Annotated in this window: 28 protein-coding genes, 1 tRNA gene and 1 pseudogene; 18 read left to right on the top strand and 12 right to left on the bottom strand. The window is 73.6% G+C overall.

Annotated elements, in window-relative coordinates:
• Positions 1 to 35: 35 nt before the first annotated feature.
• A complete protein-coding gene (locus tag ACLJT4_RS30120) occupies positions 36 to 599 on the bottom strand; it encodes a hypothetical protein (protein WP_411127059.1) in 564 nt (187 codons plus the stop codon).
• 392 nt (positions 600 to 991) lie between these two features.
• Entirely contained in the window at positions 992 to 1,432 is a 441-nt protein-coding gene (locus ACLJT4_RS30115) for a nitroreductase family deazaflavin-dependent oxidoreductase (RefSeq protein WP_411127057.1), read from the bottom strand.
• 226 nt (positions 1,433 to 1,658) lie between these two features.
• Here ACLJT4_RS30115 and ACLJT4_RS30110 point away from each other — a divergent pair, with 226 nt between their 5' ends.
• On the top strand, positions 1,659 to 2,477 hold the full coding sequence (locus tag ACLJT4_RS30110; protein WP_411127055.1) for a TetR/AcrR family transcriptional regulator: 819 nt from the start codon (positions 1,659 to 1,661) through the stop codon (positions 2,475 to 2,477).
• A gap of 357 nt (positions 2,478 to 2,834) precedes the next feature.
• On the opposite strand, the gene ACLJT4_RS30105 is transcribed toward ACLJT4_RS30110, so the two are convergent.
• Positions 2,835 to 3,632, bottom strand: a complete 798-nt coding sequence (locus ACLJT4_RS30105; protein ID WP_411127053.1) for a TSUP family transporter — start codon at positions 3,630 to 3,632, stop codon at positions 2,835 to 2,837.
• A 93-nt stretch (positions 3,633 to 3,725) separates the two neighbouring features.
• On the opposite strand from ACLJT4_RS30105, the gene ACLJT4_RS30100 reads away from it, so the two are divergent.
• Positions 3,726 to 4,490: an AraC family transcriptional regulator gene (locus ACLJT4_RS30100; RefSeq protein WP_411127051.1), complete on the top strand. Its 765-nt coding sequence runs from the start codon at positions 3,726 to 3,728 to the stop codon at positions 4,488 to 4,490.
• Between the two features lie 21 nt (positions 4,491 to 4,511).
• On the opposite strand, the gene ACLJT4_RS30095 is transcribed toward ACLJT4_RS30100, so the two are convergent.
• The 5 genes and pseudogenes from ACLJT4_RS30095 to ACLJT4_RS30075 form a co-directional block, all read right to left on the bottom strand.
• On the bottom strand, positions 4,512 to 4,898 hold the full coding sequence (locus ACLJT4_RS30095) for a hypothetical protein (RefSeq protein WP_411127049.1): 387 nt from the start codon (positions 4,896 to 4,898) through the stop codon (positions 4,512 to 4,514).
• Positions 4,899 to 5,036: 138 nt separating this feature from the next.
• Positions 5,037 to 5,276: a hypothetical protein gene (locus ACLJT4_RS30090; RefSeq protein ID WP_411127047.1), complete on the bottom strand. Its 240-nt coding sequence runs from the start codon at positions 5,274 to 5,276 to the stop codon at positions 5,037 to 5,039.
• A gap of 182 nt (positions 5,277 to 5,458) precedes the next feature.
• Positions 5,459 to 5,794, bottom strand: a pseudogene (locus ACLJT4_RS30085) (PH domain-containing protein); the annotation flags it as partial.
• Between the two features lie 137 nt (positions 5,795 to 5,931).
• Positions 5,932 to 6,005, bottom strand: a tRNA-Met gene (locus ACLJT4_RS30080).
• A 187-nt stretch (positions 6,006 to 6,192) separates the two neighbouring features.
• Positions 6,193 to 7,578 carry an MFS transporter gene (locus ACLJT4_RS30075; protein WP_411127045.1) on the bottom strand — a complete coding sequence of 462 codons (1,386 nt, stop codon included), beginning with the start codon at positions 7,576 to 7,578 and terminating at the stop codon, positions 6,193 to 6,195.
• 197 nt (positions 7,579 to 7,775) lie between these two features.
• Here ACLJT4_RS30075 and ACLJT4_RS30070 point away from each other — a divergent pair, with 197 nt between their 5' ends.
• The 11 genes from ACLJT4_RS30070 (at position 7,776) to ACLJT4_RS30020 (ending at position 17,828) form a co-directional block, all read left to right on the top strand.
• Entirely contained in the window at positions 7,776 to 9,260 is a 1,485-nt protein-coding gene (locus ACLJT4_RS30070) for an aldehyde dehydrogenase family protein (protein ID WP_411127043.1), read from the top strand.
• Positions 9,261 to 9,324: 64 nt separating this feature from the next.
• A complete protein-coding gene (locus ACLJT4_RS30065) occupies positions 9,325 to 10,257 on the top strand; it encodes a VOC family protein (RefSeq protein WP_411127041.1) in 933 nt (310 codons plus the stop codon).
• The gene (locus tag ACLJT4_RS30060; RefSeq protein WP_411127039.1) at positions 10,254 to 11,063 is read left to right on the top strand and encodes an aspartate dehydrogenase domain-containing protein; all 810 of its coding nucleotides are present in this window, start codon (positions 10,254 to 10,256) and stop codon (positions 11,061 to 11,063) included. The genes ACLJT4_RS30065 and ACLJT4_RS30060 overlap by 4 nt, the downstream gene beginning before the upstream one ends.
• Positions 11,060 to 11,842: an alpha/beta fold hydrolase gene (locus tag ACLJT4_RS30055; RefSeq protein ID WP_411127037.1), complete on the top strand. Its 783-nt coding sequence runs from the start codon at positions 11,060 to 11,062 to the stop codon at positions 11,840 to 11,842. Before ACLJT4_RS30060 ends, ACLJT4_RS30055 begins: the two co-directional genes overlap by 4 nt.
• Positions 11,843 to 11,851: 9 nt before the next feature.
• The gene (locus ACLJT4_RS30050; protein WP_411127035.1) at positions 11,852 to 12,373 is read left to right on the top strand and encodes a cupin domain-containing protein; all 522 of its coding nucleotides are present in this window, start codon (positions 11,852 to 11,854) and stop codon (positions 12,371 to 12,373) included.
• Complete coding sequence (locus ACLJT4_RS30045) at positions 12,366 to 13,130, top strand: SDR family oxidoreductase (RefSeq protein ID WP_411127033.1); 765 nt, start codon at positions 12,366 to 12,368, stop codon at positions 13,128 to 13,130. Before ACLJT4_RS30050 ends, ACLJT4_RS30045 begins: the two co-directional genes overlap by 8 nt.
• Positions 13,131 to 13,164: 34 nt before the next feature.
• Positions 13,165 to 13,947, top strand: coding sequence for an SDR family oxidoreductase (locus tag ACLJT4_RS30040; protein WP_411127031.1), 783 nt, complete (start codon positions 13,165 to 13,167; stop codon positions 13,945 to 13,947).
• A gap of 10 nt (positions 13,948 to 13,957) precedes the next feature.
• Positions 13,958 to 15,592: a thiamine pyrophosphate-binding protein gene (locus ACLJT4_RS30035; protein ID WP_411127029.1), complete on the top strand. Its 1,635-nt coding sequence runs from the start codon at positions 13,958 to 13,960 to the stop codon at positions 15,590 to 15,592.
• A 13-nt stretch (positions 15,593 to 15,605) separates the two neighbouring features.
• Complete coding sequence (locus tag ACLJT4_RS30030) at positions 15,606 to 16,541, top strand: PDR/VanB family oxidoreductase (protein ID WP_411127027.1); 936 nt, start codon at positions 15,606 to 15,608, stop codon at positions 16,539 to 16,541.
• Positions 16,542 to 16,575: 34 nt separating this feature from the next.
• Positions 16,576 to 16,803, top strand: a complete 228-nt coding sequence (locus ACLJT4_RS30025; protein WP_331246815.1) for a recombinase-like helix-turn-helix domain-containing protein — start codon at positions 16,576 to 16,578, stop codon at positions 16,801 to 16,803.
• A gap of 2 nt (positions 16,804 to 16,805) precedes the next feature.
• Entirely contained in the window at positions 16,806 to 17,828 is a 1,023-nt protein-coding gene (locus ACLJT4_RS30020; RefSeq protein WP_411127025.1) for a Rieske 2Fe-2S domain-containing protein, read from the top strand.
• Between the two features lie 15 nt (positions 17,829 to 17,843).
• On the opposite strand, the gene ACLJT4_RS30015 is transcribed toward ACLJT4_RS30020, so the two are convergent.
• Complete coding sequence (locus ACLJT4_RS30015; protein ID WP_411127023.1) at positions 17,844 to 18,374, bottom strand: MarR family winged helix-turn-helix transcriptional regulator; 531 nt, start codon at positions 18,372 to 18,374, stop codon at positions 17,844 to 17,846.
• A gap of 147 nt (positions 18,375 to 18,521) precedes the next feature.
• Here ACLJT4_RS30015 and ACLJT4_RS30010 point away from each other — a divergent pair, with 147 nt between their 5' ends.
• From ACLJT4_RS30010 to ACLJT4_RS29995, 4 genes are all read left to right on the top strand, one after another.
• Positions 18,522 to 18,965 carry a helix-turn-helix transcriptional regulator gene (locus ACLJT4_RS30010; RefSeq protein WP_411127021.1) on the top strand — a complete coding sequence of 148 codons (444 nt, stop codon included), beginning with the start codon at positions 18,522 to 18,524 and terminating at the stop codon, positions 18,963 to 18,965.
• Between the two features lie 10 nt (positions 18,966 to 18,975).
• Positions 18,976 to 19,386: a VOC family protein gene (locus ACLJT4_RS30005; protein ID WP_411127019.1), complete on the top strand. Its 411-nt coding sequence runs from the start codon at positions 18,976 to 18,978 to the stop codon at positions 19,384 to 19,386.
• A 148-nt stretch (positions 19,387 to 19,534) separates the two neighbouring features.
• A complete protein-coding gene (locus ACLJT4_RS30000; protein WP_411127017.1) occupies positions 19,535 to 21,916 on the top strand; it encodes an ATP-binding cassette domain-containing protein in 2,382 nt (793 codons plus the stop codon).
• A gap of 285 nt (positions 21,917 to 22,201) precedes the next feature.
• On the top strand, positions 22,202 to 22,606 hold the full coding sequence (locus tag ACLJT4_RS29995) for a VOC family protein (RefSeq protein WP_411127015.1): 405 nt from the start codon (positions 22,202 to 22,204) through the stop codon (positions 22,604 to 22,606).
• Between the two features lie 230 nt (positions 22,607 to 22,836).
• On the opposite strand, the gene ACLJT4_RS29990 is transcribed toward ACLJT4_RS29995, so the two are convergent.
• The 3 genes from ACLJT4_RS29990 to ACLJT4_RS29980 all read right to left on the bottom strand — a co-directional run bounded on the left by ACLJT4_RS29990 (position 22,837) and on the right by ACLJT4_RS29980 (position 24,882).
• The gene (locus ACLJT4_RS29990) at positions 22,837 to 23,508 is read right to left on the bottom strand and encodes a hypothetical protein (protein WP_411127013.1); all 672 of its coding nucleotides are present in this window, start codon (positions 23,506 to 23,508) and stop codon (positions 22,837 to 22,839) included.
• A gap of 356 nt (positions 23,509 to 23,864) precedes the next feature.
• A complete protein-coding gene (locus ACLJT4_RS29985; RefSeq protein ID WP_233659524.1) occupies positions 23,865 to 24,263 on the bottom strand; it encodes a DUF6114 domain-containing protein in 399 nt (132 codons plus the stop codon).
• Position 24,264: 1 nt separating this feature from the next.
• A complete protein-coding gene (locus ACLJT4_RS29980; protein WP_411127011.1) occupies positions 24,265 to 24,882 on the bottom strand; it encodes a DUF6230 family protein in 618 nt (205 codons plus the stop codon).
• Positions 24,883 to 25,404: 522 nt separating this feature from the next.
• On the opposite strand from ACLJT4_RS29980, the gene ACLJT4_RS29975 reads away from it, so the two are divergent.
• Positions 25,405 to 26,355, top strand: coding sequence for a hypothetical protein (locus ACLJT4_RS29975; protein ID WP_411127009.1), 951 nt, complete (start codon positions 25,405 to 25,407; stop codon positions 26,353 to 26,355).
• Positions 26,356 to 26,368 lie beyond the last annotated feature (13 nt).

The raw sequence follows: 26,368 nt of genomic DNA, 5'->3' as shown, positions 1-26,368 counted from the left end.
TCACCGGCCCGGGCGCAGACTGCCGTGCGGCCCGTTCAGGAGAGCAAGTCGCCCACGAAGGCCGCCGCGGCCACCCAGAAGGACTGCCCGCCCGTGCCGAAGGCGGCCGCCAGCGCGTACCCGACCGCCGCGTCCTGCGGCAGGACCTCGGAGCCCGCCGGCCGGTCCTCCGGCCAAGTGGCCGACACCCGGCCGTCGCCGATGGAGGACAACTCGCCGATGGCGATGCCCTCCTTGAACAGCGTGCTCTCCTCCAGGCCGTCCGGCGTCAGCCGGTACCGGACCCCCGCGCACTCCACGTCCACCCGGTAGGAGCGGCGGAGGAACCGTCCCCGCGCGGGAGCGAGGTGCGCGGCCTCGCCGTCGACGGTCAGGGTGAGGGCCGCGGCGGAGCGGGTCCCGAGGGGAACGGCCTCGTCGACGTCCGTGCCCTCGGCGCGCACCAGCCTTACGGTGGGGAGCGCGTCCCCCGTCACCGTGAGGACGCCGCGGTCCGCTTCCAGCGCGACGTGGACATCGCCGAACAGCAGGTCATCAGCAGTGGACGCGGCTGTGCTCGGGTCGTCCTTCCGCAGACTGGGGAGGGGGCGCGGGTGCACGGACGGCTCCGGTGACGGCTCCGGTGACGGGTCCGAGGGCGTGGTGCCTGCGGTGGGCGGGAGTTGCCCCTGTCGGGTGCCGTGGGTGCCGTGATCGCCGTCGGTGCTTCGATCGCCGTCGACGCCTCGGGCGCCTTCGGAGGGCTGGGGTGGGTCCTGGGGGTCGGGGGGCGTCTGGTGAGGGGGGTGCGTGTTCAACGGGGTGCTGTGGCTTCCTGTCGCCGGCCGATACCCGTCCATGATCCACTAGCGCGGCCGGAGCGCCGGCACGAACGATGCGGAGCGCGCTGTTCGGCCCGCGACGGCGCCGCCGGCGACGGCACCACCCGGGGACGGCACCACCCGGGGGCGTCCCCCGTCGCGTCCGGCGGGCCTCGTCGCGCCCCGGGGTCTCACGCTTCGGCGATCCGGAAGACGGGGTGCCGGGGGGCCGCGGCGAGGAACTCCTCACGGGCGGACCCCGCCGTGAGGCCACCGAAGTACGACTTGACCTCCCACCCCCAGCGGTCGAGGTAGGTGCGCAGGAGCTCCGGGGTCTCGGCCGGCGGCAGTTCGACCGCGGTGAACGGGACCGCGCGGCGGCCGACGCGGAGCTGACCGCCGCCGGCCGCCCGCATGTTGCGCACCCACTCGGAGTCGCCGCGCGTCGAGACCAGGTAGCGGGCCCCCTGGTACGTCATGGGGTTGACCGGTACGCGGCGCCATTCGCCGCTCTTGCGGCCGCGCACGGCGAGGTCGGCGGAACCGGCGAGGCTGATACCGCGGCGGGCCAGCCAGCCGATGGTGCCGTTGAGTCGGGCGGTCAGCCGGCGCGGCTTCAGGTAGTGGGACATGGGGTTCTCCGTTTCGAGGTGGGGCGGGGTGGTGGGGTGCGGTGGGGTGGTGCCGGTGGTGCGGGCAGTGCGGGCGCGGCGACGTGGGCGGTGCACCGGTGGATCGATGCTCCATTGCGTGAGCGGTGCTCTCGCTTACGAGCAGTGTGCACGCGAAGGGTGCCCGTATGCAAGAGCACTGCTCTCGTTTTTGTTCGGCGCTCCGTCGGCTGTCACACTGCTCTCCATGACAGTCATCCGTGGAGCCAGGGAACGAGCCCGCAGCGAAATCACCGAGGCCATCAAGGACGAGGCGCGCAAGCAGCTCGCCGCCGAGGGAGCCGCCAAGCTCTCCCTCCGGGCCGTCGCGCGCGAGCTCGGCATGGCCTCGTCCGCGCTCTACCGCTACTTCCCCAGCCGCGACGACCTGCTCACCGCGCTGATCGTCGATGCGTACACCGCTCTCGGCGTGGCGGCGGAGCGCGCCCGCGACGCCCACACCGAGCCCCCCGGCGCACCCGGCACCACCACCTCCCGCCGTCCCGAGGGCGGTTCGACCGGCCGGTCCGAGAAGGCCGGACGCGGCGAGGCCCGCGCCAGGGCCGCCGAGAGTGCCCTCGCCCAGTGGTGCGCCATCTGCACGGCGGTGCGCGACTGGGCCCTGGCCCATCCGCACGAGTACGCGCTGATCTACGGCTCGCCGGTCCCCGGCTACCACGCGCCACACACCACCACGGAGTCGGCGGCCCGGGTCGGGCTCGCGCTCATCGGCGTCGCCCGGGACGCGCACGCCGCCGGTCTGCTGAAGGAGCCGGCCGAGCCGTTGCCCGATGCGGTGGTGGCCGATGCACTGGCCCTCGGCGCCGAACTGGACGTGGAACTGCCGCCCGCCGTACTGGCCCGTCTGATCGGCGTCTGGGCGCAGCTCTTCGGCCTGCTGAGCTTCGAACTCTTCGGCCAGTTCAACCGGGTCGTGGAGGCCCGCAGCGCCTTCTTCGAGCAGGCCGTGCGCCAACTCGCCGGCAGCGTCGGGCTCGTCGCCCCGGGGCCCCAGACCTCGACCTGAACCGGAGCCAAGCTGCTGCCTGGCACCCCGGCCCCGCCTCCGCCCGCGACCCGGCACGGCCTCCGCTCGCGGTCGGACGGTCGGACGGTCGGACGGTCGGATGGGCGGTCGGGCGGTCGGGCGGTCGGGTGGTGGGGCGGGCGGTGGTGCAAGCCGAATGCGTGCCGGGAGGCGCTCGATGCGCCTGCCGGCCCGTCGCCGGTGATCGGGGCATGCGTGACAGGAGCGGATCCTGAGGCGAAGTGGAGGCAGGCTTCCGCGCGTTCGAGGTGCCGGCGCCCGGCCGCAAGCGGACGGCACCGGCTCGTCGCCGTCGTCCGGGAGGGCGGCGGGCGCACGCGGCCCGGCGCGGACCGGTCAGGTGCCCGACAACACCATCGCCACCGCCACCAGGGCGAGCAGCCCGACGTAGGCCCGGGCGTAGAGGCGATCCGGGATCCGCGGCGGGCGGCGGCGCAGCACCGCGATCACCGGCAACGCCCCCACCAGCAGGGCCGCCGCGGCACCCAGGTCGACGAGACCCACCAGGTGCGGGTGCGCGCCACCGGCGGTCGGGAGCGCGGCGCCGGCGAGCGAGACCGCGGTGGCCGGCAGGGCGATGGCCAGCGTGAGGGGGTTGGCCAGCGCGGTCGCCACCCGCATCGGGTGCCCGGCCCGCCGGGCCGCGGGCACGGTCATGACGCTGCCGCCGACGCCGAGGAAGGCGGCGACCGCACCGATGGGCGCACCGAGCAGCGCCGGGAGCGGTCGCGGCGCCGCGGGAGCCGTCTCGGCCGGTGCGCGCGGACGCAGGAACCCGGGGCGTAGCAGCAGGTCGACGATGGTGAGCGCCACGTAGCCGACGAACGCCCAACGGACCAGGGGGGCCGGGGCGAGGCGGGTGGCCAGTGCCCCGACCGCGGCCCCGACCGCCATGAGCAGCAACAGCGCGCCGCTGCCGCGGAGCGCCCCGAGCACTCGCCGGGGCGTGACGGCCGTGGCGAAACCGGTGTTCACCACCATCACCAGGGCCGAGGTGGCCGTCGCCACCCGCATCGCGTCCGCGCCGAGCGCGGCGTCCGCCCACACGACCACCGGGACCGCGACGAAACCGCCGCCGAACCCGAACAACACGGTCGTCGCCCCGGTGAGGAGCCCGATCCCGATCAAAGCCATAACGTCCACGGGACCACCCCACCAGCTCCGCCGGCCTGCGCGCATCCGAAGGTCGGCACCAAACCTTCGCTTCTCGGCCAGTACCGTGACCGGGTGAAGAACGTCGCCCTGGACGCCGTCGACCACGTCGACCGGGCCGTCCTGCCCATCGGCACCGACTACCCGCCCGGTCATGTGCTGGACTGGCACGAGCACCGCCGCGCGCAGTTCCTCTACGGCGCCACCGGCGTCATGGTCGTCGACACCGCCGAGGGCACCTGGACCGTGCCGCCCGAGCGGGCCGTGCTGATCCCGGCCGCCACCCAGCACCGGGTCCGCATGCTGGGGGTGAGCACCCGCAGCCTGTACGTCGAGCCGGACGCCGTCCCCTGGTGGCCCGCCACCTGCACAGTGGTCGACGTGCCGCCGCTGCTGCGCGAACTCCTGCTGAGCGCCGTCGAGTTCGAGCCCGACTACAACCTGTCCGGCCGGGAGGGGTGCATCGCCACGCTCCTCCTCCACGAGATCGCCGCGCGCACCCCCCTCCCGTTCCACGTCGCGCTGCCCTCCTCCGCCGACCTGGCGGAGCTCTGCCGCGAGTACCTGGCCGCCCCGGACGTCGGCGTCACCAACGCCGCCTGGGCGGGCCGGACGGCCCTGAGCGAACGGGCCTTCACCCGGCGCTTCCGCTCGGAGACGGGCGAGAGCCCCGCGGTGTGGCGCGGCCGCGCCCGCCTGCTCGCGGCGGTTCCGCTGCTGCGCACCGCGGCGGTCAGCGACGTCGCCGGCCGCCTCGGCTACGCCTCGCCCGCCGCGTTCACCGCCGCCTTCACCCGCGCCTTCGGCCTGCCCCCGTCCCGGTTCACCGCGGCCCACTAGGACGGCCGTCCGCACAGTGCGTCACGTTCGGCGGGCGGATGGGGGCGGACGGGCCGGCCGGGCCCCGTCGATCTCCGCCAGTGGGAAGAGGACGAAGCCGTTCGCGGCCCGGAACGGGCTCAGGCCGGGGCCGTGTTGCAGGAAGAGCGTCCAGCACAGGAAGAACGCGTCGGACAGCAGACCGAGAACGATCTGAGCGGCCGGTCCTCCGGAGAACTGCCGGCGGTTGAACAGGGAGCGCGCCGCCAGCAGCAGTCCGAGGAACAGGTCGGCCTCGGCGAGGACGCTGCCCGGGACGGGCCCGGCGACGCCGCCGACCGACATGACGGTCCCGCACCGGCCGAACGCCTTGGTGCGGGTGCCGCCGTCGAAGGTGACGTGCGCGGCGGCGAGGACCTGCGGGACCATCGGCGCCGGGACGCTCGCCCACGTATCGGGCGAGCGTCCCGGCGACTTCGGCCCTCGTCCGCTCGCCATGGGGGAGGAAGCGGCAAGGGACGGGAACCGTTGTTGAAGTGGATTACTCGGGTGCCCAGTTGGTCAGGCTCAGTTGTCCGCGTCCGAGTAGGTCGAACCCGAGTAGAGGTCGCCGACGGCGTGCAGCGCCTTGCCGAAGGTTCCCACCACGGCGCAGCCTGCTGCGGCCGCGGGGGGACAGAGCTGCGGGTCCGCGATGTCTGCCACGACGGTTTTCGCTGCGGGGGCGGCGGTGGCTGCGGGTGCGATGAATGCCGTGGCGGAGACGGCGAGGGCGACGGCGGTAAGTACGGTGCGAGGCTTCGTCATGTGTTGAGCAACGACCGAATTAACGGTCGGTAACGTCACGCAACGGCAAACTCCCCCCAGGTCCAGGGTTCGGGAACCGGTATGTGGGCCGCCTGGCCGGCGCTTCGCCCTGGCCGTCTCCGCCGCTCGAAAGCGGAAACTGCTGGGCTGTCACGGCAACGTCGGGGGGGGCTTCGCGGGGTCAGTGCGCGGATCACGCGGGTCAGGTCCGCCGGGGCGGCCGCGAGGCGAACCGGCCTGCCCGCGTCGTCGAGTTCGGCGACGTGCCAGCTTCTGGGGATCCCGCCGTCGCCCCCGTCGCCCCCGTCGTCCGTCCCGACCGCCCCGGGTATACGGACCCGAGCGGCACGCCAGGCCAAGGCGAACAGGCCCAAGGTGCACAGCGAGCCGACGACCGCCCACGCGAGCGCGACGGGAGAGTCGAGCAGGGTCGTGGCGTGGAGATAGCAGAGCGGCAGGAGCCACAGGGCAGTGCCGGCGAGCGCGGGCGGGGCGGTGCCGCTTGTGGGGAAAGCGGAAGCCTTCTGGCGAACTACGTTGCCCAGGCGAAGGAATTCGCGCGGCGATCTGGCCGGGACACCGAAGGTTCGCCCTCCTCGATGGGGCCCGCGAGCAGTGAAGGCCCGGTGGAATCCACCGGGCCTTCACCGTTGAGTAGCGGGGACAGGATTTGAACCTGCGACCTCTGGGTTATGAGCCCAGCGAGCTACCGAGCTGCTCCACCCCGCGACGGCACCCTGAACCTTACGGCACCGACCTGGATCTGCCGAATCGGCTTCCGTCCCGACCCGACGGTGCCCCATCGGGGCACTGCTTCCGGCGCGGAGTCGACGCTCCTCGGTTAAGGGTCTCGGCCCCGTGGTACGACCGCGAGGGCCGCCCCGGCAGCCCCGTGGTGACCCAGGGCGCGAGGGTGTCAGGAGTTGAGCTCCTCCAGGGTCCTGCCCTTGGTCTCGACGGCGAACAGGGCGATCACCGCGCCGACCGCGGCCAGGCCGGCGAGTTGGGTGAAGAGCAACGTCAGGCCGCCGCCGGCCGCCAGGATCGCGCCGACGACGACCGGTCCGAGGATGACGCCGGCCCGGTTCCACAGTCCGCCGAACGCGGCGCCCTTGGCGCGGTTGCGGGTCGGGTACAGCTCGGGGGAGTAGAGGTAGAGCCCGGCGTTGAGCGCGAAGACGAAGAAGGTCGCGCCGGAGGCGAACAGGGCGACCCGGCCGCCGGAGACGGCTCCGGTCAGTGCGAGGGTGCCCAGCGCCAGTGCGGTGCCGCCGAACGCGGTGACCAGGGCCGGGCGGCGGCCGATCCGGTCGATCACGAGGGCGATCACCAACGTGCCCAGCAGGCCGGTGACGTTGCTGAGCAGCGTGTAGACCAGCGCGGTGGTCAGGTCCAGGCCGAACGTCTTGGTGTAGAGGGACGGCATCCAGGTGGCGATGCCGTAGTTGACGTAGTAGGCGGCGAACCACAGGGCGGAGACGACGACGGTGCGGCGCAGGTAGCGGCCCTGGAAGAGTTCGCGTAGGCGTCCCGGGGAGGAGTCGGCGGTGGCGGGGGGCGTGGCGGCGGGGGCGGGCTCCGGCAGGGGGGCGGCGGTGGTCCGGGCCACCTCCGCCTCGATCCGGGCGAGGACCCGTTCGGCCTCCGCCGTGCGTCCGCGGGCGGCCAACCAGCGCGGGGATTCGGCGACCTGGCGGGGGAGGGCGGCGGCCAGGAGCGCGGGCAGCGCGCCGATCACGAACATCGCGCGCCAGCCGAGGTGGGGCACGACCCAGACCGCGACCAGTGAGGCGGCGGCCAGGCCGGCCGGGAAGATCATCTCGTAGAGCAGGACGAAGCGGCCGCGCCGGTCCGAGCGGGCGATCTCGTTGATGTAGGTGGCGGCGACCGGGACGACGCCGCCGATGCCCAGGCCCTGGACGAGGCGGAACAGCGCGAACGTCTCGATGCCGCCGGAGAGGGCCACGGCGAGGCTGGCCAGCGCGGTGACGGCGACGCCCAGGGCGACGGTTCGCACCCGGCCGATCCGGTCGCCCAGTGAGCCCGCGGCCAGGGCGCCCAGGAGCATGCCGAGTGAGCCGGCGGTCACGGCGAAGGTGGCCTGACCGGTGGTCAGGTGCCACTCCCGCGTCAGGACGGGCAGCGCGGAGGCGGCCATCAGTTGGTCGAACGCCTCGAAGAAGGTCACGGCGCCGATCAGGAAGCGGACCTTGACGTGCCAGCGGGAGTGCGGCAGGCGTTCGAGCCGTGCGGCGATGGGTCCCGCGGGTTCCGCGGCGGGCCGGCCGGCCACTGTGGTCATGGAGGGGTTCCTTCCGCGAGCAGAGGAGTTGCGGAGACAGTAGGAACAGTTGTCTAAGTGGTCAATGGTTAATGGCAAAGATATTTTTCGCCGCCGGGGTCTTGTCCGGCAAATATTTAAGCCCTTAGATTCCTAGCGCTCGGAGTCAACGGGGCCCGCAGTGCGGCCCCTTCGTCGACCGGTCCGGGAGGTCCATCGTGTCGCATTTCTCCACCGACATCCTGATCGGCGGGCAGTGGCGCCCCGGCACGGGCGAACCGCTGACGACCGTCGACCCGGCCACCGGGCGGGTCCTCGCCGAGCTGCGGGCGGCCTCCGTCGACGAGGTGGACGAAGCCGCGCGGGCCGGTGCGCGCGCCGCCGCCGACCCTGCCTGGCGCGACCTCCTGCCCCACCGGCGCGCCCAACTCCTCCAACGCATAGCCGACTTGGTGGCGGAGGCGGCGGACGATCTGGCCGCGGTGCAGACCGCGGACACCGGCAAGACCCTCGCCGAGACCACGGCCCTCGCCCTCAGTGCCGCCGCGACCTTCCGCTACACCGCGGCCGCACTGGAGACCGCGCAGGAGGCGCTCACCCCGTCGCGCGGTGCCTACGTCACGATGAGTGTGCACGAGCCGATCGGTGTCGTCGCGGCCATCAACCCCTGGAACTCGCCGGTCGCCAGCGACGCGCAGAAGATCGCCCCCGCGCTCGCGGCCGGCAACGCGGTCCTGGTCAAGCCCGCGGCCTGGACGCCGTTGGTCTCCCTCGCGCTCGGTCGCCTGATCACCCGAGCGCTGGGTGAACTGGGCCTGCCCCCAGCGCTGTTGTCGGTATTGCCGGGCAGTGGTCGCGAGGTCGGTGCGGCGGTCGCCGCCCACCCGTTGGTCGGCCGGATCGGCTTCACGGGCGGGACCGGGACCGGTCGGACCATCGCCGCGGTCGCGGCCGGCAAGCTGATCCCCGCCTCGCTCGAACTGGGCGGCAAGTCCCCCACCATCGTGCGGGCCGACGCGGACCTCGAACAGGCCCTGGCCGGCGTGATGTTCGGGATCTTCTCGGCCAGCGGGCAGTCGTGCATCGCCGGCTCCCGCCTGTTCGTCGCGCGCCAGATCCACCGGGCGTTCGTCGACGAACTCGTAGCACGGGTAAGGGCGTTGCGGGTCGGGCCGGGCACCGACCCCGCCACCCAGGTGGGCCCGCTGGTCCACCACCGGCACCGGGAGGTCGTCGCCGGGTACGTGGACCTCGCCCGCGCCGAGGGCGGCCGGGTGCGGTGCGGCGGCGCCGCACCCGAGGGCGACGCGTACCGCGACGGCGCCTACTACCTGCCGACCGTCATCGACCGCCTCCCGAACTCCGCACGGGCGTGCCAGGAGGAGATCTTCGGCCCGGTGCTGATCGCCCTGCCCTACGACGACGAGGACGACCTGGTCCGGCAGGCCAACGACACCGTCTACGGACTGGCGTGCGGCATCTGGACGCGCGACCACCGGGCGGCCTGGCGCCTGGCGCGCCGCATCGACGCCGGCACCGTCTGGATCAACACCTACAAGCAGTTCAGCATCTCCACCCCCTTCAGCGGGATGAAGGACAGCGGCCCGGGCACCGAGAAGGGCCGCGACGCGATCCGCGCCTACCAGCGACAGAAGTCCCTGTACTGGGGCACTTCGGACGCGCCCCTGCCGTGGGCCGGGTAACCGCCGAAGAGCGCGAGCGACGCACCAACTCCACTGTCCCCCCACCCCGTTACCGGAGAAGGCCATGACCCGACCCCCCGTCGCCCGACTGCGCGCCCTGCGCGCGGTCGAACTGTTCACGCCCGCGCTCGGCGAAGCCGCCGACTTCTACGCCGAGGCGTGGGGCCTCGCCCCCGTCGAGTCCGAACGCGACGCCGTCTGGCTGCGCGGCACCGGCGAGGAGCACCACGCGCTGCACCTGACCCGCGCGGACCGCATCGGTCTGGGCCGGCTGTCGTTCGCGGTCGGCACCCCCGCCGAGGTGGACGACGCGGCCCGACGGCTGCTCGCCCGCGGGATCCCGCCGGTCGCCGGGCCCGGCCGCCTCGACCAGGTCGGGGGCGGCTACGGCCTGCGCTTCACCGACCACGAGGGGCGCCTGATCGAACTGTCCGCCGAGACCTGGGCCGTCCGGCCCGGCGGCCGGGACGCGGCGGTGCCGGTCGGGGTCACCCACGCCGTACTCAACACCGCCGACATCGACGCGTCCGTCGCCTTCTACTGCGACGTCCTGGGCCTGCGCGTCTCCGACTGGTCCGAGCACCAGATGGCGTTCCTGCGCTGCAACGCGGACCACCACTGCATCGCCTTCAACCAGGCCGAGTGGGTCTCGCTCAACCACGTCGCCTACGAGATGCGGTCGATCGACCACTTCATGCGGGGCCTGGGCCGCCTGCGCCACCACGGCATCACGCCCCACTGGGGGCCCGGCCGGCACGGCCCAGGCGACAACACCTTCTCCTACTTCACCGACCCGACCGGCCTGGTCTGCGAGTACACCTCCGAGGTCGCCCAGGTGGTGGAGGACCGCTGGATCGCCAAGGTCTGGCGGCGCACGCCCGAACTGTCCGACCTGTGGGGCACCGCCGGCCCGCCCTCCGCGGAAATCCGCCGCCACATGGCGGGCACCCCCGACCCCGGCCCGCTCGCCGCCCCCGCCGAGGAGACCACCGCATGACCCCCCGCACCCGCTTGCCCCGCAAGGTCGGCCTGGTCGGCTGGGGCGCCATCGGTCGGGTCGTCGGCGCCGCCCTGGCCGAACACCGCGTCCCCGGCGCCGCGTTGGAGTGTCTGGTCGACAACCGCCCCCTCGGCGAGGGCGCACCCGCCCCGCAAGTGACCTTCGAGGAGGCCCTCCAGCGCTGCGACCTGATCGTGGAAGCGGCCGGCCAGGGCGTCGTCCGCGCCTGGGGCGAAAAGATCCTCACCGCCGGCGCCGACCTGCTGATCGCCTCCACCGGTGCCCTGACCGACGAGGACCTGGCCGCGCGCCTGCTGGCGGCCGGGCCGGGCCGGGTGTACTTCACCGGCGGCGCCGTCGGCGGCCTCGACCTGCTCCAGGCGGTACGCGCCCTCGGCCCGTTGCACACGGTCGAGCTCACCACCACCAAACTGCCCGGCACCCTCGAACAGCCGTGGATGGACGAGGAGTTGCTCACCCGACTGCGGACCGCCACCGGCCCGGTCGAGGTCATGACGGGCACCGCCCGCGACGTTCCGACGCAGTTCCCCAGGTCGACCAACGTCGCTGCCTCCGTCGCCCTGGCCGTCGGCGACCTGGACGCCGTGCGGGTCCGGGTCGTCGCCGATCCCGACGCCCGCCATACCCGGCACGTCGTCGAGGCGTCCGGGCCGCACGGCACGTACCGGTTCGACGTCGCGCACCTGCCCGACCCCGGCAACCCGGCGACCAGCCGAGTCGTGCCGCACGCCGTGCTGCGCAGCCTCGCGGCCCTGGCCGGGCGGACGGGACAGATCCTGTGACCGCCGCCGTCCACCTCGACGAGGCCGGCGAAGACGGGCCGCTGCTGCTGTGCCTGCACGGCATCGGCTCCTCCTCCGCCGCCTTCGCCCCGCAACTCGCCGCACTGTCCCGACACGCCCGGGTCCTCGCCTGGGACGCCCCCGGATACGCCAAGTCCCCCGATCCGAAAGGCCCGTTGGCCCTCGACGACTACGTCGACGCGGCCGCCGACCTGATCCGTGCGCGCGGGGCGGACGCCCACGTCCTCGGCGTGTCCTGGGGCGGCGTGCTCGCGCTGCGACTCGCCGTCCGCCACCCCGAACTCGTCGCGTCGCTCGTCGTCGCCGACTCCAGTCCGGGCTCCGGCACCGACCCGGCGAAGGCCGCCGCCATGCGGGCCCGGGCCGACGAACTGGCCGAGGTCGGCCCCCGGGCCTTCGCCGAACGACGCGCCCCCCGGCTGCTCTCCGCCCGGGCCCCCGCCGCGCTGGTCCGCCAGGTGACCGACACCATGGCGGCCGCCGTCCGCCCGCCCGGATACGCGTCCGCCGCCGCGTCGATGGCCGCCGCCGACCTGCGCGGCGAACTCTCCCGGATCGCCGCGCCGACCCTCGTCCTCTGCGGCGACCAGGACCGCGTCACCGGCCCCGACGCCTCCCAGACGATCGCCGGCGCCGTCCACCCGTCCGCCTACGTGATCGTCAAGGACGCCGGTCACCTGGCCAACCAGGAGCAACCCGCGCGCTTCAACGCCTGGGTGCTCTCCCACCTCCGCATCACCGCCCGCATCCCCGCATAGGAGCCCACCATGCCGCTGACCACCACCGACTACGACAACGGCGGGGACCTCGCCGCGTACACCGACGCGCTCATCGCCACCCGGGACTCCCGCGAACCCGACTGGAACACCCTCGCCTTCCAGGCGAAGGCCGGCGACCAGTACCGCCGCGCACAGATCCGCTACGTCGGCTCCGGCGCCACCGGCAACCACGAGGGCGACAACCGGATCATCCCCTCCGGCGGGTTCACCTTCTCCAACATGCTGCTGCCGCCGGGCGCCGAGGGACCCGAGCACACCCACCACGACGTCGAAGAGGCGTTCTTCGTCCTGGAGGGCCGGGTGCGGGTCGGCATCCACCGCGGCGAGGACGAGGCGGAGTACCGCACCCTCGGCTACCGCGACATGATCGTCGTCCCGGCGGGAGTGGCCCGTTCGCTGAAGAACGAGGGCGACACCGACGCGCTGTTCTGCGTCGTCATCGGGACGCGGAAACCCCAGGTGCCGACCTACCCCGCGCACTCGCCGATGCGCGGCGTCACCCGTGACTGAGCAGCGCACGAGCGGGGACCGGACCGTCGTCGTCACCGGGGCGGGGCGCGGCCTGGGACTGGCCATGGCCCGCCGTGCCGGACGGGACGGCTACCGGGTCGTCCTCGCCGAGGTGGACGCGGACCGGGGGAGGGCGGCGCAGGCCCGACTGCGCGCGGCGGGCGGCGACGCCCACTTCACCCACTGCGACGTCGCGGACCCCGCATCGGTGCGGCAACTGGCCGACTTCTGCGCCTCGTTGGGACCGCTGTACGCCGTGGTGAACAACGCGGCGCTGGCCAACGGCGTGGGCGGCAAGGAGTTCTGGGACCTCGACGTCGCGGACTGGGACCGGCTGATGACGGTCAACGCGCGCGGCCCCTGGCTGGTCTCCAAGCTCCTGCTGCCGCAGCTCCTCGCCCACGGCGGGCCCGGCCGCATCGTCAACCTCGCCTCCGACGCCGCCCTGTACGGCTCCCCGCGACTGGCGCACTACATCGCCTCCAAGGGCGCCGTGATCGCCCTGACCCGGGCGATGGCCCGGGAGCTCGGCGACAAGAGCATCACCGTCAACGCGGTCGCGCCCGGCCTGACCGAGTGCGAGGCCACCGCGACCGTGCCCGCCGAACGGCACGACCTCTACCGCGCGGGCCGGGCCATCTCCCGCCCCCAGCAGCCCGACGACCTCACCGGCACGGTCGCCTTCCTCCTGGGCGAGGAGTCCCGCTACCTCACCGGACAGGTGATCGCCGTCAACGGCGGCTTCACCATGCACTGACCACGGTGCACCGAGCGAACAGGAGACACCTGACATGGATCTGGGCCTCGCCGACCGCACCATCGTGGTCACCGGCGGCAGCTCGGGCGTCGGCCTGGCCACGGTCCGCGCCCTCCTCGACGAGGGCGCGCGGGTGGCCACCTGCGGGCGCGACGCCGACCGGCTCGCCCGGGCGACGGCCGGACTCGACGGCGACCGCCTGCTGACGGCGGTCTGCGACGTCCGGGACCCGGACGCGGTGCGCGCGTTCACCGCGGACGCCGCCCGCGCGTTCGGCGGCATCGACGGACTCGTCAACAACGCCGGACAGTCCCGGATGAAGGGCCTCGACGCCTGCACCGCCGACGACTGGCGCGACGAACTGGAACTGAAGTTCTTCGGCGTCCTGAACCCGCTCCAGGCGGCCCGCCCGCACCTGACGGCGTCCCCCGCACCGAGCGTCGTCACCGTCAACGCCGTCCTCGCCAAGCAACCCGAACCCCGCCTGATCACCACCAGCGCCGCCCGGGCCGGCCTCCTCAACCTCACCAAATCGCTCTCCGTCGAGCTCGCCGCCGACGGCATCCGGGTCAACTCCGTGTGCCTGGGCCTGATCGACACCGGCCAGTGGACCCGCCGCCACGCCGCGGCGGACTCCGCACTGAGCCCTGCGGACTGGCAGGCGCGGCTCGCCGCCGACCGTGGCATCGCGCTGGGCCGGCTGGGCCGGCCCGAGGAGGTCGCCTACGCGATCGTCACGCTGCTCTCGCCGCGCGCCTCGTACATCACCGGCACCAGCATCGACGTGTGCGGCGGCGTCGGCCGCACCATCCTCTGAGGAGACCCCCATGCACTACGACAACGGAGGCGATCTCCTCGTCGCCGTCCTGCGGGAACTGGACATCGACACCGTCTTCGGCATCGTCAGCGTGCACAACCTGCCGCTGGTCGAAGCCGTCGACCGCGCCTTGCGGTTCGTCCCGGTGCGCCACGAGGCGACCGCGGTGAACGCCGCCGACGCCTACGGGCGGGCCCGCGGCGGCATCGGCTGCGCCCTCACCTCCACCGGCACCGGCGCCGGCAACGCCGCCGGATCGCTGATCGAGGCGCTCAGCGCGGGCACCGCCGTCCTGCACGTCACCGGACAGGTGGCACACCGCTACCTGGGCGGCGGCCGCGGCTACATCCACGAGACCAAGGACCAGTTGGGCATGCTCGCCGCGGTCTGCGCGCACGCGGCCACCGTGGACTCCGCCGCCGACGCCGGCCGGATCCTGCGCCACGCCGCACGGGCGGCCCGCACCGCACCCGGCGGCCCCGCGAGCGTCGAGTGGCCGATCGACCTCCAGTACGCGGCCCAGACCGATCCGCCGACGGAGCCGCCCGCACCGCCCGCACCGCCCGAGCCGACCCCCGAGCCCGACCAACTGTGCCCCGCCGCAGCCCTGTTGTCGTCCGCGCGCCGGCCACTGATCTGGGCGGGCGGCGGCGCCACCGGGGCCCGGACCGTCCTCGCGGAGCTGCTGGCCGCGACCGGCGCGGGCCTGCTCACCTCGAACTCCGGGCGCGGCACGGTGCCCGAGGACCACCCCCAGGTCATCGGCAACTTCGCCACCACCCCGCCGGCGCGCGCCCTGCTCGCCGACGCCGACCTGCTGCTGACCGTCGGCACCCACTTCCGCTCCAACGAGACCGCCGACTACGAACTCGAACTGCCCGCCGCCCACCTCCAGATCGACCTCGACGCCTCCGCACTGGGCCGGGTCTACCCGACCCGGCACCCGCTGCACGGCGACGCCACCGACGTCCTCGCCGCGCTGCTGCCGCACGCGGCACCGGCCGAGCCGGCCTGGACGGACCGGGTCGGCGCTGTCCGCGACCAGGTGCGGGCCGCCCTGCGCGAGGCCATCGGCCCGCACGCCGCGCTCTGCGACGCGCTGCGCGCCGTACTGCCCCGCACGGCCGTCGTGGCCCGCGACGTCACCATCGCGTCGAGCAGTTGGGGCAACCGCCTGCTGGAGCTCTACGATCCGCGCGACAACGTCTTCCCCCGCGGCGGTGGCATCGGGCAGGGTCTCGGCATGGGCATCGGAGCCGCCCTCGCCCGTCCACAGGACCCCACCGTCGTCATCGCCGGCGACGGTGGCCTCGCCGTCCACCTCGGCGAACTCCTCACCCTCGCCCAGGAACGCCCGTGCCTGACCCTGCTCGTCTTCAACGACGGCGGCTACGGCGTCCTGCGGAACATGCAGGACGCCCACCGCGCACGGCGTTCCGGCGTGGACCTGGCCACCCCCGACTTCGCGCGACTGGCCGCCGCGTGCGGGCTGCCGTACCGGCGCATCGCCGCCGCGGAGCACGCCGCGCCGGTACTCGCCGAGGCCGTCGGGTCGGCCGGGCCGGTGCTCGTCGAGGTCGACCTGGCGGCGCTGGGCCCGATGAGGCGCCCGTTCACCCCGCCCGTGAAGGTCCCCGGCCAGTGAGGAGCCAGCCGCGATGAGCGAGACGTCCCTGCACCTGATCGTGCGCCGGATGACCTGGGAGGCCGACGGGGTCCTCTCCGTCGAACTGGCCCGTCCCGACGGTGCGGCCCTGCCCGCCTGGACGCCCGGCGCCCACGTCGACGTCGACGTCGGCGGCCGGATCCGCCAGTACAGCCTGTGCGGCGACCCGCGCGCCGCCGCGACCTACCGGATCGGCGTGCTCAACGAACCCGCCTCGCACGGCGGTTCGCGCCACGTCCACACCCGGATGCGCCCCGGCGACACCGTCCCGGTCTCCCCGCCCCGCAACCACTTCGCCCTGGAGGACGCCCCCGGCTACCTGTTCGTCGCCGGCGGCATCGGCGTCACCCCGCTGCTCGCCATGGCCCGCGAGACCGCCCGCCGCGGCGCCGACTGGCGGATGGTGTACGGCGGTCGCAGCCGCGCCTCGATGGCCTTCACCGACGAACTGGCCGCACTGGGAGGGCGGGTGACCGTCGTCCCCCAGGACGAGCGCGGGCACCCCGACCTGGACGCCGCCCTCGCCGACCTGCCCGCCGGCACCCTGGTGTACTGCTGCGGCCCGGAGCCCCTGCTCGCCGCGCTCGCACGGAAGTGCCCCGCCGACCGCCTGCGCGTCGAGCGCTTCGCCGCGCCCGCGGTGGAACCCCGCGCCCACGACCGGGCGTTCGAGGTCGAGTGCCGGGCCTCCGGCCGCACCCTCACCGTCCGCACCGACACCTCGATCCTGGAGGCCGTGGAGGACGCCGGCATCCTCGTCGCCAGCTCCTGCCGGGACGGCATCTGCGGCTCCTGCGAGACCCGGGTGCTCGCCGGCACCCCCGACCACCGCGACCTCCTCCTCAGCGACGCCGAGCACACCGCGAACGCCACCATGATGATCTGCGTCTCGCGCTGCGCGTCCGACCGCCTCGTCCTCGACCTGTGACCCACCGTCCTGCGCCCCGCGCCTTGGAGGCCCGATGAGCACCGCCGACCGGCCGTACCTGGACCCGCACCAGTCCCGTACGCGCGAACCCACCCCCTACGAGTACAAGCTGGCCGCCACCCTCGAAGAGGTCTTCACCAAGGAGGGCCACGAACTCGCCGACGTCATCCGCGGACTGAACGACCGTCAGGTCAACGCGCCGGACGGCACCCCCTGGACCGAGGAGTCCTTCCGCGCCGAGATGCACCGCTTGGGAGCCTGACCATGACCCTGTCCTGCACCGACACCGCCGACCACATCTACGCCAACGGCCTGCGCAACCAGTGGCACCCCGTCGCCCCGTCCTCCGCCGTCGCCCCCGGCGCGATGCGCAAGGTCACCGCGCTGGGCGAACAGTGGCTGCTGTTCCGCCGCTCCGACGGCACCCCCGCCCTGCTCGCCGACCGCTGCCCGCACCGCGGCGCCCCGCTGTCCCTGGGCACGCACCTCGGGGACCGGGTGGCCTGCTGGTACCACGGCGTCGAGGTCACGCCGGACGGCACCGTCGCGTCCGTACCGGGCCTGCCCGGCTGCGCCCTCGAAGGCAGGAAGCTGGTCACCTCGCTGCCGGTCCGCGAGGTCGCCGGCGCGGTCCTCGCCTACTTCGGCGACGACCGGCACCCCGAACCGGCCGCGCTCACCCTCCCCGAGCCCCTCGACGACCCGGACGTCGAGGCGATCCTCTGCCACGCCGAGTGGGAGGTCCCCTGGCGCTACGCCATGGAGAACCTCCTCGACCCGATGCACGGCGCGTTCCTGCACCGCGCGTCGCACACCATGTACGACGGCGACACCACCGCCAAGTTCCGCATCCGGGAGACCGACCGCGGCTACTTCTTCGAGAAGACCAACCAGCGGGGCGTCAACTTCGACTGGGTCGAGCTGTGCCGCACCGGCGTGGACTGGGTGGACCTGTCCATCCCGTACCCGCCGTCCGCGGGCCCCGGCGGCGCCTTCGGGATCGTCGGCATGGTCTGCCCGGTGGACGCCGCACGCACCGGCGTCTTCTTCTGGCGCTACCGCCGCGTCCAGGGCTGGCAGCGCGACACCTGGCGGTTCCTCTACAAGACCCTCATCGAGGAACGGCACTGGGAGGTCCTGGAGCAGGACCGGGTGATGCTGGAGGCCCTGCCGGCCGACGCCGACCAGCGCGAGAACCTCTACCAGCACGACCTGGGCGTGGTCCGCCTGCGCCGCCTGCTCCGCGCCGAGGCCGAACGGCAGAGCACGGCCGCGACCACCGGGTGAGCCCGGGCCGCGGCCTCAGCCGGCCGGCTCCTCGTCCGACGCGAGGATCGAGTGCTCCAGCTCGTGCAGCAACCGGGCGAGCTGGCGGCACCCGGCAGGGGACATCCCCGCGAGCATCCGCCGCTCGTTCTCCAGGTGCTCGGCGAACACCTCGTCCACCATGGCCAGCCCCGCGTCGGTGAGCCGCGAATACACCACCCGCCGGTCCTCGGCGTCCCGCTCCCGCACGATCAGCCCGTCCTTCTCCAACCGGTCGATGCGCAGGGTGACCCCGGCGGACGACACCAGGCCCGAGTCGGCGAGCTGCCCCGCGGTCAGCCGGTACGGCCGGCCGGCCCGCCGCAGCGCGGTGAGCACGTCGAAACCGGCCACCGACAGGCCGTAGCGCTCGATGGACGCCGTCAGGCGGGCGCTGTACCGCAGGTACGAGCGGTGCAGCCGGGCCAGGACCGCCAACGGGGAGGTGTCCAGGTCGGGCCGCTCCCGGGCCCAGTCCTCGATGACCCGCGCCACCGCATCCGGCTCCGCCACCCTGCGCTCCGCCATCCCCGTCCCCTCACCCGACCCGCGGGACCACGCCCCCGCAGGTCATCCACGGCGTCCCGGCCCCTTAACACCCGAAAATCCTATCCCTGAGAGACCGCCCCCGAGCGCGGCCGGTGCGGGTCCGCACCCTGTGGCACGATTTTTCAGGTGACCGAAAGAAACCCTCCGGCGCAGCGCCTGCGGGACCTCGCGCTGCTGCGCCGGGTCCGCGACCGCATCGACCGGGAGTACGCGCGGCCGCTGGACGTCGAGGACCTCGCCCGTGGCGTGCACATGTCGGCCGGGCACCTCAGCCGCCAGTTCCGCCTCGCCTACGGCGAATCGCCGTACAGCTACCTCATGACGCGGCGCATCGAGCGCGCCATGGCCCTGCTGCGCCGCGGCGACCACAGCGTCACCGAGGTCTGCTTCGCGGTGGGCTGCGCGTCGCTGGGCACCTTCAGCACGCGCTTCACCGAACTGGTCGGCATGCCGCCCAGCGCCTACCGGCGGCAGGCGGCACGGTCGACGGTGGGCCTGCCGTCGTGCGTGGCGAAGCAGGTCACCCGACCGATCAGGAATCGAGAAGCGCCGCCCACGGGCCGCGGCTAGCGTGACGGCCATGGACATCACCCTTCACGTCAGCTCCCTCCCGCACGTCGACCCGGAAGCCTCCCTCGCCTTCTACCGCGACGTCCTCGGCTTCGAGGTCCGCAACGACGTCGGCCAGGGCACCATGCGCTGGATCACCGTGGGCCCCGCCGGTCAGCCCGACACCTCCCTCCTGCTGGCGCCGCCGGCCGCCGACCCCGGCATCACCGACGACGAGCGCCGCACCATCGCCGAGATGATGGCCAAGGGCACCTACGGCTGGATCCTGCTGGCCACCAAGGACCTCGACGCCACCTTCGAGCAGGTGCAGGCCAGCGACGCCGAGGTCGTCCAGGAGCCGACCGAGCAGCCCTACGGCGTGCGCGACTGCGCCTTCCGCGACCCCGCCGGCAACCTGATCCGGATCCAGGAACTGCGCTGACCCGCCCGACAGCCGCCGCCCGCGCCCCGCGGGCACCACCCCGGCCCACCCACCCGACCGCGGACCGGGTTCCCGCCCCGGCCGCCGCCGCGACGGCCCGGACACACCGCAGGCGGCCCCGCACCGCACACATGGAGACCCGAACAGCATGGCCAAGAGGACGGACCCGCAGGCGCCCGCACCGCACGCCGCCGACCGCCACGACCTGATCCGCGTGCACGGCGCGCGCGAGAACAACCTCAAGGACGTGGACGTCGAACTGCCCAAGCGCCGGCTGACGGTGTTCACCGGCGTCTCCGGCTCGGGCAAGAGCTCGCTGGTGTTCGACACCATCGCCGCGGAGTCGCAGCGGCTGATCAACGAGACCTACGGCGCCTTCGTACAGGGCTTCATGCCGACGCTGGCGCGTCCCGAGGTCGACGTCCTCGACGGGCTGACCACCGTGATCACCGTCGACCAGCAGCGGATGGGCGCCGACCCCCGCTCGACCGTCGGCACCGCCACCGACGCCAACGCGATGCTGCGGATCCTCTTCAGCCGGCTCGGCGCGCCGCACATCGGCCCGCCCAGCGCGTACGCCTTCAACGTCCCCTCGGTCCGGGCGTCCGGCGCGATCACCGTCGAGCGCGGCAACAAGAAGGCGGTCAAGGCGACCTTCAACCGCACCGGCGGGATGTGCCCGCGCTGCGAGGGCCGCGGCGCCGTCTCCGACATCGACCTCACCCAGCTCTACGACGACACCGCCTCCCTCGCCGAGGGCGCGCTCACCGTCCCCGGCTACACCGCCGGCGGCTGGAACTACCGCCTCTACGCCGAGTCCGGCCTCGTCGACCCCGACAAGCCGATCCGCAAGTACACCAAGAAGGAACTCCACGCCTTCCTCCACCACGAGCCGACCCGGATGAAGATCGCGGGCATCAACATGACCTACGAGGGTCTGCTCCCGCGGATCCAGAAGTCGATGCTCGCCAAGGACAAGGAGGCGATGCAGCCGCACATCCGGGCGTTCGTGGAGCGCGCGGTGACCTTCACGACGTGCCCCGACTGCGACGGCACCCGGCTCAGCGAGGGCGCCCGGGCCTCGAAGATCAAGCGGATCTCCATCGCGGACGCCTGCGCGATGGAGATCCGGGACCTGGCCGCCTGGGTCCGCGCCCTCAAGGAGCCGACGGTGGCACCGCTCCTCGCCAAGCTCCAGCACACCCTGGAGTCGTTCGTGGAGATCGGCCTCGGCTACCTCTCGCTCGACCGGCCCGCGGGTACCCTCTCCGGCGGCGAGGCCCAGCGCGTCAAGATGGTCCGCCACCTCGGCTCCCCGCTCACCGACACCACGTACGTCTTCGACGAGCCGACCACCGGCCTGCACCCGCACGACATCCAGCGCATGAACGACCTGCTGCTGCGGCTGCGGGACAAGGGCAACACGGTGCTGGTCGTGGAGCACAAGCCGGAGACGATCGCCATCGCCGACCACGTGGTCGACCTCGGCCCCGGCGCCGGTTCCGACGGCGGCAGCCTCTGCTTCGAGGGCACCGTCGAGGAACTGCGGGCCAGCGGCACCGTCACCGGCCGACACTTCGACGACCGCGCCGCCCTCAAGGAGACCGTGCGCGAGCCCACCGGCGTGCTGGAGGTCCGCGGCGCCACGGCGCACAACCTCAAGGACGTCGACGTCGACATCCCGCTCGGGGTGCTCACCGTCGTCACGGGCGTCGCCGGGTCCGGCAAGAGCTCACTCGTGCACGGTTCGATCCCGGCCGGCGAGGGCGTCGTCTCGGTCGACCAGAGCCCCATCCGCGGTTCGCGGCGCAGCAACCCGGCGACCTACACCGGTCTGCTCGACCCGATCCGCAAGGCGTTCGCCAAGGCCAACGGGGTCAAGCCGGCCCTGTTCAGCGCCAACTCCGAGGGCGCCTGCCCCACCTGCAACGGCGCCGGGGTCATCTACACCGACCTGGCGATGATGGCCGGCGTCGCCACCACCTGCGAGGACTGCGACGGCAAGCGGTTCGACGCGTCCGTCCTGGAGTACCACCTCGGCGGCCGGGACATCAGCGAGGTGCTCGCGATGTCGGTGGCCGAGGCCGAGGAGTTCTTCGGCGACGGCGCGGCGCGCACCCCGGCCGCGCACCGGATGCTCGGCCGGCTCGCCGACGTCGGCCTCGGCTACCTCAAGCTCGGACAGCCCCTCACCACGCTGTCGGGCGGTGAGCGGCAGCGCCTGAAGCTGGCCGTCCACATGGCCGAGAAGGGCGGCGTCTACGTCCTCGACGAGCCGACCGCCGGTCTGCACCTCGCCGACGTCGAGCAACTGCTCGGCCTGCTGGACCGGTTGGTGGACGCCGGCAAGTCGGTGATCGTCGTCGAGCACCACCAGGCGGTCATGGCGCACGCCGACTGGATCATCGACCTCGGCCCCGGCGCCGGCCACGACGGCGGCACCATCGTCTTCGAGGGCACCCCCGAGGAGTTGGTGGCGGCCTGCGCCACCCTGACCGGGGAGCACCTCGCGGCGTACGTGGGGGACTGAGCGGCCACCCGGCCGTCGGCGGGGGAGCGGCCTGGTCGGTCCGCCGCCCGCGGTCAACGACCGCAGTGCGGACCGCAGTTCGGCCGCCCGCCGAGGGAGGGCATCTATGCTGTGCCCCGCGGCCCCCCTGACCGCCCACGAACGGGCACCCCGCCCTCCCGGCGCGGCGGACAGGACGGGGCGCCGGGCGTGCGCGCGGCTCGACGGTCGGGGTGCCGGGCCGGTCGTTCCGGGCAGCGGGCGTTCCGCTGACGGTCCGCCCGGTGCGTGGATACGATCGCCCGTATGGACGCCCTGTACCCCCGGTTGCTCGTCGCGGACTTCGACACCGCGGTGCGTTTCTGGACCGAAGCGCTCCGCGACCTGCTGGGCATCGAACCCGTCAAGGTGATCGCCGCGGCCGGATACGCCAATTGGGACCTGGGCGGCGAAGCCGTCCTCGTGCTGTACGCACGCGGGACCATCGCCCGGACCATCGGCACCGAGGACCTGCCGTCGGCCGCGCCCGCCCAGGACGGCGCGATGCTCGTCCTGCGGGTCGACGACGTCGATTCCGCGGCGCGTTGCCTGGGCGGGCACGGCGCCGCGGTCCTCGCCGAACCCCAAGACCGTCCCGAGTGGGGCCCCGACCTGCGCACCGCGCACCTGAGGACGCCGGACGGCACGCTGGTGGAGCTCCAGTCCTACTAGCGCGCCGGCGCGGCGGAGCCCGGGGCGAGGGCGGCGTCCCCACCGCCCTGCGGTCCTCCGTCCCCGATGCCCTGCGCCCGACGGCCGCCCGACGGGCCTGGTTTCCAACCGGCTTACGGGGCAGGCGTGTTGGCTGGACGGCCGGGTCGGACCGGATCGCTTCGAGGAGTGCCGCCGCCGGCCGGGGAACGGCCGTCGGCGGCGCGGTGGGGCGGGGTGGTGTCCGACGGTCAGCCGGTGACGGTGATGGCGGACGTCGGGTCGGTGGTGTCGGTGACCTTGTAGGTGGCGTTGAACTTCGAGGTGGTCGCGGACGTCGGGCAGCCGAAGCCGCCCACCACCTTCACCGGCACCGACGCGTCGGTGAACTTCAGCGTGGACGGCGCGCCGTTGGTCCAGGTGCCGTTGACGGTCGCCGCCGCGGTCGGCGCGGCCGTCACCGTGCAGCTCGCCAGGCCGCTGGTCTTGAGGACGAAACCGGCCGTCGGCATGGTCAGCCCGGCCGTCACCGTCGGGCCGTTCTGCATGGCGACGGACCAGTTGCCGGTCGTGGTGACGGTGGCGCTGACGCCCGGCATGCTGGTGGTGCAGGAGCTGTAGGTGGGCGCGGAGACCGCGCTGCTGACCGGCCCGGCGGCGTTGGTGTTCGCGGGTGCGGCCGGGACCGTGCCGCTGGCGCCGGAGGTGGAACAGGTCACCGTCACCGAACCGGCGGAGAACGTCGCGGTGCCGGTGAGCGTCGCGCCGAAGGCGTGCCCGGCGGGCGTCACGGTGGTGGACGCCGCAGCCGTCCGGGCGCCGGGCGAGGCGGTCGCCGGACCGGTCACGGCCAGGGTGAGTCCGAGGGCCGCCGCGATGCCGGCCGACGCGGTGAGCACGGTACGGGGGAGGTGCTGTGCCATCACTGTCTCCTTCGTGCGGGGGTGCGCCCGGGGGCCCGGGCTGTATGAGGGGGGAGGTGCCGTGGTGGTGTCCGGCCGTGCGCGGTGGCGTAGGGGCGCCGGGGCGTGGGGAGGGGCGCGGGAAGGGGCGCGGTCGGCGCGCCGCGCGGCAAGCGGATCGGCCGGGCGGTGGCTGCGGTTGCCCGGCGGCCGGGCGGGGCGGCAGGGCGGTGAGGGCTGGGAGGGGCGCCGCGCGGGTGGGCCCCGCCCGGAGCGGTGTCGAAGGCACGGGAGTGCGCCGACCTCCGCACGGGCCGTTTGGGTGGCCGTCGGGGAGCCGTCCGGAGGGCTTCCCGACGGTCGCCGGCCCCGCCGGGCTAGGTGGACACGGCCGTGCCCGGGGCGGCGGGCGGTGGTCCGGCGTCCACCGGCTGCCAGGCGAAGATCAGCGCCCCGCCGAGGATGCCGAGGACGGTCCCGATCAGGAACCCGCCCAGGTTGGACATCACCAGGGCGGCCATGGCGCCCAGTACGGTCAGGACGCCCGCCAGGCCCCGGTAGTGCGGGGCGAACCACGCCGACAGGCCCATCAGGACCATCACCAGGCCCATCAGGACGGACGGGACGCCGGCGATGCCCTGCTGGAGCATGATCTTCAGCGGGGCCAGCGGCAGGGCGCAGATCTCCGCCCCGGCCAGCACCGCCGCCAGCCCGCCCCAGAAGGGGCGGCCCCGGCGCCAGCGCCGCCAGCCGGCCAGGGCTCGGGCGGCGCCCATCTCAGAAGCATTCCTTCGTGCCCTTGGAGACCTTCATGCTGAGGCCGGAGAGCCGGAACGTGCCGGCGTTGGTCGCCCAGGCGGTCTGCCGCAGGTGGTTGATGGAGACGTCGTCGGCCTGCTGAGCGAAGAGGTCCTGGAGGCCCTGGGCGTCGGCCGGCCCCTTGGTGAGCGTCGAGGCGTCCCGGCCGATCTCGATGTGGTGGAAGGACGCGTCGCCGGACAGCTGGGTGGCGTCCACGAAGAGGTCGGTGGCCCGCACGGGCGTGCCGTTGCCCGCCGTCAGCTTGAGCGAGATGTCGCCGAGGACCGGCAGGTGGGTGACGACCGACTGGCACAGGTGGTGCAGTTCGGCGGATTTGATGGCGGTGACGGCGACGGGCAGGAGCTCGCCGCGGGCGTTGGCGTCCACGCTGCCGTACTGGGCGAAGCCGTCGCCCGTGAGGCTGTCCGCGGACACCTTGAACTGCTGTCCGGAGACCGCGAACGAGGCCGCCAGGGCCCCGTTGGCCAGGGCGATGCCCAGGGCTGCGGTACCGGCGACGGCCGGGACGGTCAGCACGGCGAACCGCCGCCAGCTGATGCGTCCCGTGACGTGTCTGCCGTGTGCGTCCTTCACGTCGTGTCCCCTTCGAAGAGTCCGGTGGGCCGCGCTGTCGAACGTGTGGGGGGCGTAGCGGGCTCCGCGTGCAGGGCACGGCGCCGCCGCGCGTGGGGTGGGGCGGGGCCGTGCGGAGGTGCGGGGCCGCGGCGGCGAACCGTGCACGCCGGCTGGGCATCGGGTGCGTCGTACGCGGCGGGGCGGTGCGGGCACGCGGCGCCAGAGGGCGCCGCTGCGTCGTTGGTGCCGAACTACGGGTGTTACCCCGGGTGTTACCGGCGAGTTGAATGTAAATCCGCCGCTGTCCGCTGGCAAGGACGCGCGTGCGACGGTTTTCCGTCGACTGTGCGCACCGGTGGCGCGAAAGGGCCGGCCGCGGGGTGCTCGGCGGCCCCCGGCGCGCGACCCGGGAGGTCCGCGTGCGCCCCGGTCCGGCCCCGCAACTCCCGCACCCCGGAGGGATCTTCCGACCGTCGGGTAGCCCTGGCCAGAGCCCTCCCGTTCCTCCTACGATGCAGGGAACGGGGAGGGGGACTCAACGTGGAACAGCGTGTGGGGCGGGTGGAGTTCGTCGTCGCCTGGGCGATCAGGAACCTGGACGGACTCATCGCCGTGGGGCTCGGCGTGACCATCGGCCTGATGGACGTCCTCGGCGACGTCATCAGCGACAAGGTCTCGTCCGGTGCGACGCTGCTGGTGCTCGGCACGCTCGCGGTCGGCTCGATGACCGAACGGCTGCGCCGCAAGTCCGACATACAAGAGGCGTACGCGGACACCCGGCGCGCCCTGGAGGACCTCGCGATGGTCCGCTCCCTGTCGGGGGACCAGGTCGGCGACGCGCTGGAGCGGGCCCGCGCGCAGACCAACCTCTGGTACTTCAAGGGCGGCACCGGCACCTACCTGCGGGCCGTCACGCTGCCCCGGTGCGTCGAGGCCGCCACCCGTCAACGCGCCCAACTCAGCATCAAGATCGACATCATCAACCCGGCGGAGGAACAGACCTGCGCCGCCTACGCCCGCTTCCGCCAGACCTTCGCCCGCCGCCGCAACGAGGACGCGGCGCACGCCTGGACCGCCGACCGCACCCGCAAGGAGGCGTACGCCACGGTCCTGGCCGCCTGCTGGTTCCGCCAGCGGCTCGACACCCTGGAGATCAGCGTCCACCTCTCCTCGGGCGTCCCCACCCTCCGCTTCGACCTCTCCGAGACCTGCCTGATCATCACCCAGGACGACCCGAACCGCGTCAACCTCCTCGTCGCCCGCGACCAACCGCTCTACGACTACTACGTCACCGAGTTGCACCAGAGCCGCGAACAGGCCGTCCGCCTCGACCTGCGCGGCGTCGCCCCGCTGGGGGACGAACCGACCGTCGACGAGGTCCGCGCGGTCTTCGACGACGTCGACCTGCCCCTGCCCTCGGTGTTCAGCGACGCCGACGTCGCGGAGATCGTCGAGAAAGCCCTGCACGCTGAGGACCCCTACCGGAGGTGAGACGCCTCGGGCG

The organism is Streptomyces sp. x-19, from assembly GCF_046549115.1.
Lineage (GTDB): Bacteria > Actinomycetota > Actinomycetes > Streptomycetales > Streptomycetaceae > Streptomyces > Streptomyces albulus_C.
This window is presented reverse-complemented; position numbering and strand designations above follow the sequence as displayed.

Bases quoted from the DNA above. Each gene is read 5' to 3' on its own strand.
- ACLJT4_RS30115 (WP_411127057.1), bottom strand. From the start codon at position 1,432: ATGTCCCACTACCTGAAGCCGCGCCGGCTGACCGCCCGACTCAACGGC.
- ACLJT4_RS30110 (WP_411127055.1), top strand. From the start codon at position 1,659: ATGACAGTCATCCGTGGAGCCAGGGAACGAGCCCGCAGCGAAATCACC.
- ACLJT4_RS30105 (WP_411127053.1), bottom strand. From the start codon at position 3,632: ATGGCTTTGATCGGGATCGGGCTCCTCACCGGGGCGACGACCGTGTTG.
- ACLJT4_RS30095 (WP_411127049.1), bottom strand. From the start codon at position 4,898: ATGGTCCCGCAGGTCCTCGCCGCCGCGCACGTCACCTTCGACGGCGGC.
- ACLJT4_RS30090 (WP_411127047.1), bottom strand. From the start codon at position 5,276: ATGACGAAGCCTCGCACCGTACTTACCGCCGTCGCCCTCGCCGTCTCC.
- ACLJT4_RS30075 (WP_411127045.1), bottom strand. From the start codon at position 7,578: ATGACCACAGTGGCCGGCCGGCCCGCCGCGGAACCCGCGGGACCCATC.
- ACLJT4_RS30065 (WP_411127041.1), top strand. From the start codon at position 9,325: ATGACCCGACCCCCCGTCGCCCGACTGCGCGCCCTGCGCGCGGTCGAA.
- ACLJT4_RS30060 (WP_411127039.1), top strand. From the start codon at position 10,254: ATGACCCCCCGCACCCGCTTGCCCCGCAAGGTCGGCCTGGTCGGCTGG.
- ACLJT4_RS30050 (WP_411127035.1), top strand. From the start codon at position 11,852: ATGCCGCTGACCACCACCGACTACGACAACGGCGGGGACCTCGCCGCG.
- ACLJT4_RS30040 (WP_411127031.1), top strand. From the start codon at position 13,165: ATGGATCTGGGCCTCGCCGACCGCACCATCGTGGTCACCGGCGGCAGC.
- ACLJT4_RS30035 (WP_411127029.1), top strand. From the start codon at position 13,958: ATGCACTACGACAACGGAGGCGATCTCCTCGTCGCCGTCCTGCGGGAA.
- ACLJT4_RS30030 (WP_411127027.1), top strand. From the start codon at position 15,606: ATGAGCGAGACGTCCCTGCACCTGATCGTGCGCCGGATGACCTGGGAG.
- ACLJT4_RS30025 (WP_331246815.1), top strand. From the start codon at position 16,576: ATGAGCACCGCCGACCGGCCGTACCTGGACCCGCACCAGTCCCGTACG.
- ACLJT4_RS30020 (WP_411127025.1), top strand. From the start codon at position 16,806: ATGACCCTGTCCTGCACCGACACCGCCGACCACATCTACGCCAACGGC.
- ACLJT4_RS30015 (WP_411127023.1), bottom strand. From the start codon at position 18,374: ATGGCGGAGCGCAGGGTGGCGGAGCCGGATGCGGTGGCGCGGGTCATC.
- ACLJT4_RS30005 (WP_411127019.1), top strand. From the start codon at position 18,976: ATGGACATCACCCTTCACGTCAGCTCCCTCCCGCACGTCGACCCGGAA.
- ACLJT4_RS30000 (WP_411127017.1), top strand. From the start codon at position 19,535: ATGGCCAAGAGGACGGACCCGCAGGCGCCCGCACCGCACGCCGCCGAC.
- ACLJT4_RS29995 (WP_411127015.1), top strand. From the start codon at position 22,202: ATGGACGCCCTGTACCCCCGGTTGCTCGTCGCGGACTTCGACACCGCG.
- ACLJT4_RS29990 (WP_411127013.1), bottom strand. From the start codon at position 23,508: ATGGCACAGCACCTCCCCCGTACCGTGCTCACCGCGTCGGCCGGCATC.
- ACLJT4_RS29985 (WP_233659524.1), bottom strand. From the start codon at position 24,263: ATGGGCGCCGCCCGAGCCCTGGCCGGCTGGCGGCGCTGGCGCCGGGGC.